Source organism: Methylophaga sp. UBA5088 (assembly GCF_002414625.1).
Lineage (GTDB): Bacteria > Pseudomonadota > Gammaproteobacteria > Nitrosococcales > Methylophagaceae > Methylophaga > Methylophaga marina.
In genome coordinates this window covers 527-3,839 of record NZ_DIAC01000058.1, presented here as the reverse complement: position 1 = coordinate 3,839, position 3,313 = coordinate 527, and the positions used below count along the sequence as shown (strand labels likewise).

Below are 3,313 nucleotides of genomic sequence, written 5' to 3'. Positions count from 1 at the left end.
CGTGAACAAGCCATGAAAGGGAACTTGCCTGGTGCGGTTCAACAAGCTGTTGTTCGGGCACTCTCCAGTCATCAGAAACTAGCCACTCAAGTGCTTAAATCGGACCGTCAGGGCATGTCTGTGCTGGTTGACGTGGTTTATGAGATGCTGCGTGAAGGCAAAGACATAGACTTGGACATGGACTAAGTCGATGCTTGATCTGTTGAATCTGCCGGGAATCAAACCGGTAGATATGTACAAAGAAAGCAAGGCGCTCATTATTGTTGCGGTGCCAGAAGAGGTCGAAGTTCCCTTGTGCGAGGCCTGCAAGACTCCAATGCACAAACATGGAACACGCAAAAACAGATTCTCTGATACCCCGCTATATATGGAACCTGTTCGCCTTGAGATTCAGCGACCGCGCTTCCGATGTGAATCCTGCGGAAAGATGGCCATGCCAGAACTGAACTTTCTGGATGACAAGCGCAGATCCACCAAACGTCTGGTCGATGTAATCCGACAGCAATGTTTGAGCACTACTTTTCGGGCCTTGGCAGAGCAGACAGGCGTAGCAGTGAATACCGTAAAAAACGTTGCTCATGACCTGATTGAAGAACTTGAGCAGACTGTACGCTACGAAACTCCTGTAATTATGGGGATTGACGAAGTGAACCTGGCCGGTGGTTATCGATGCGTTATCACTAATCTGGCTACCAACAACGTCTTCGATATGCTTGAGCATCGTACCCAAGACCACCTGAAGCCGTTTTTTAAGGATTTGACAGATAGAGACAAGGTGGAATGGGTGTGCACAGATATGTGGCGTCCCTTTAAGCGCTCTTTTGCTCAGTACTTGCCCAATGCCAAGTTAGTTATCGACAAGTTCCATGTTGTCAAAATGGCATCAGAAGCCTTGGAGGATGAACGAAAAAAATACCAGGTCCAACTTGGTAAAAATGAACGAATTAACGTCAAAAAGTCCATACGGTGGCTTACTCTTAAACGTCCCCAGAATCTGACACCTGCCGAGCAGAAAGCCCTTATTATAGTTCGTGAACAAATACCAGAATTGGCAATTGCTTATGATTTTAAGGAAAGCTTCTTTGCAATCTATGATGAATTAGACAAACAGCAGGCTCAGAACGCTTTTGAAGCTTGGGAAAATAGCCTGCCTGACCAAGGTATGGAATCATTCAAAAAGTTGGTCAAGACGGTTCATAACCACTATGACGATATTTTTGCTTACTGGGATGCACCGTTCCCAATTACCAATGCCTACACCGAGGGTTTGAACGGACTGATCAAGATGTCCAACCGACTTGGTCGCGGCTATAGCTATGAGATCATTCGTGCAAAGACCCTGTATTCGGCAGAAGCTCGCAAGGTTGGTAGTGGCATTCGTTCAGGTCGTGGAAAGGTAGAATATGGGCCACATATTCCTACTCTCTTGAAGCAAGCAGAGAGTGGTGAACTTGATTAGGAGCATCCGAGCTAGAAATATTACTAAGAATTGATTTGGAGGCAACATGAAGCTGGTTAAGGTTCAAGCAACAAATTTTCGTTCCATAGAGGATAGTGGAGAATTCGAGGTTGGAGATTTAACCTGCCTTGTTGGAAAGAACGAGGCAGGTAAAACAGCTGTTTTACGGGCTATTCAAGGAATCCGGCCAACGGATTCATTTGAGTATGATCGTACTAGGGACTATCCGCGCCGTTACCTTAACAAGTTTGATGAGCGCCACCCTGACGGAGAATCTCCAGTCGCTCGAACTTGGTGGTCTCTGGATGATGATGACATAGCCGAGATTGAGGCTACGTTAGGGGATGATGTCCTTCAAAGCAGTCAAATTGAAGTTACCAGCTATATTGGTCGTAGCGGCAATACATGGTCAGTACATATTGACCAAAAAAAATGCCTTCGAAACCTTGAAGCTAGGAGCTCAATGAAAGCAGAAGATAAACTGCCAATTAAGGATTTCACAACAACCACAGACGCTCTTTCTACGCTCAAAGCGTTGGAGGAAAAAACAGAACCACAACAATCACTGATCACGATCTTGGAATCTTTCAGAGAAGGTTCAGCTATTCTCGCGGCAATTGATATTCTCTCTAAACGGATGCCTCGATTTTTTTACACATCCCACTTTGAGCGAATGTCTGGTGAACTGTCGCTTGACAAACTTGCTCAGGACAAAAAGCAAAACAATATTTCCGTAGGAGATCAGATCTTCCTAGATTTTCTTGAATATGCCGGTACCACTATTGAAGAGCTCCGAGATGCTCCAAAGTTGGAAGAGTTGATCGCTCAGTGTGAGGGGGCTTCCAATGATATAACAGACGAAATATTTGAGTTCTGGAGCCAAAACGAGGCTCTCGCGGTTGATATAACACTAAACGATGGACGACCGGATGATCCTCCACCTTTTAATTCTGGTCGGGTAGCAAAAATTCGTGTAGAGAACAAAAATCATCGAGTTACTGTTCCGCTCTCTGAGAGGAGCGCTGGATTTGTCTGGTTTTTCTCGTTTTTATCGCAGTTTAAGCAACTCAAGAAGCGAGCCGGAAAATCAATCATATTGCTCGACGAGCCGGGCTTAACTCTGCACGGTAAGGCACAATCTGATTTGCTACGTTATATTGAGAATAGGATTTTGCCGGATCACCAAGTTATCTACTCCACTCATTCCCCATTTATGGTTCCTGCCCAGCGCCTTTCTGATGTTCGAGTCGTAGAGGATGTTGTTGACTATTCTGACCCGCGCCGTCCTATTGTAAAAGGGACTAAGGTATCTGCCGATGTACTATCCGTAGATCGTGATACGCTTTTCCCGCTGCAGGCACATTTAGGCTATGAAATCACTCAGTCACTGTTTATTGGTAAGGATTGTGTTCTAGTCGAGGGACCATCCGACGTTGTTTATCTTCAAGTTATGTCACAGGCACTTCAGTCTCGAAATAGAGTGTATTTGGATCCGCGTTGGGCTATTTGCCCAACAGGTGGACTGGATAAAATCTCATCCTTTGCTTCGTTATTTGCCGGTAACAACCTCAACATAGTTGCTCTGTGTGATTATGGGAAGGGAGACAAGTCAAAGATAGAACGATTGCGGCAGAGTCAAATACTGACGACGGAGAAGGTACTCACAGCAGCTGATTTTACCGATAAATCCGAAAGCGACATTGAGGATCTTTTCGATGTGAATTTTTTCTGCAACCTTGTCAATTTAGCCCTTAACTTAAACAAGAAACAACAAATCTCGCCAAAGTCTGTCGCTGATGCAGAACCAAATACTGAGCGTCTAGTCAAGCAGGTAGAAGCAGCGTGTCGAACACT

At 45.2% G+C, this 3,313-nt stretch carries 3 protein-coding genes; all 3 read left to right on the top strand.

The genetic code is table 11. The features are described 5' to 3' along the window. On the top strand, positions 1–186 hold a 186-nt coding region (locus B4K20_RS07765), incomplete at its 5' end, for a hypothetical protein (protein ID WP_289282478.1). A gap of 4 nt (positions 187–190) precedes the next feature. Next, positions 191–1,459, top strand: a complete 1,269-nt coding sequence (locus B4K20_RS07760) for an ISL3 family transposase (protein ID WP_289282477.1) — start codon at positions 191–193, stop codon at positions 1,457–1,459. Between the two features lie 46 nt (positions 1,460–1,505). Next, positions 1,506–3,313 (top strand): AAA family ATPase (locus tag B4K20_RS07755; protein WP_289282476.1); only part of this gene is annotated, 1,808 nt, incomplete at its 3' end.

What these genes read in the sequence shown, in the direction of transcription:
- B4K20_RS07760 (WP_289282477.1), top strand. Translation starts at nt 191, where the DNA reads ATGCTTGATCTGTTGAATCTGCCGGGAATCAAACCGGTAGATATGTAC.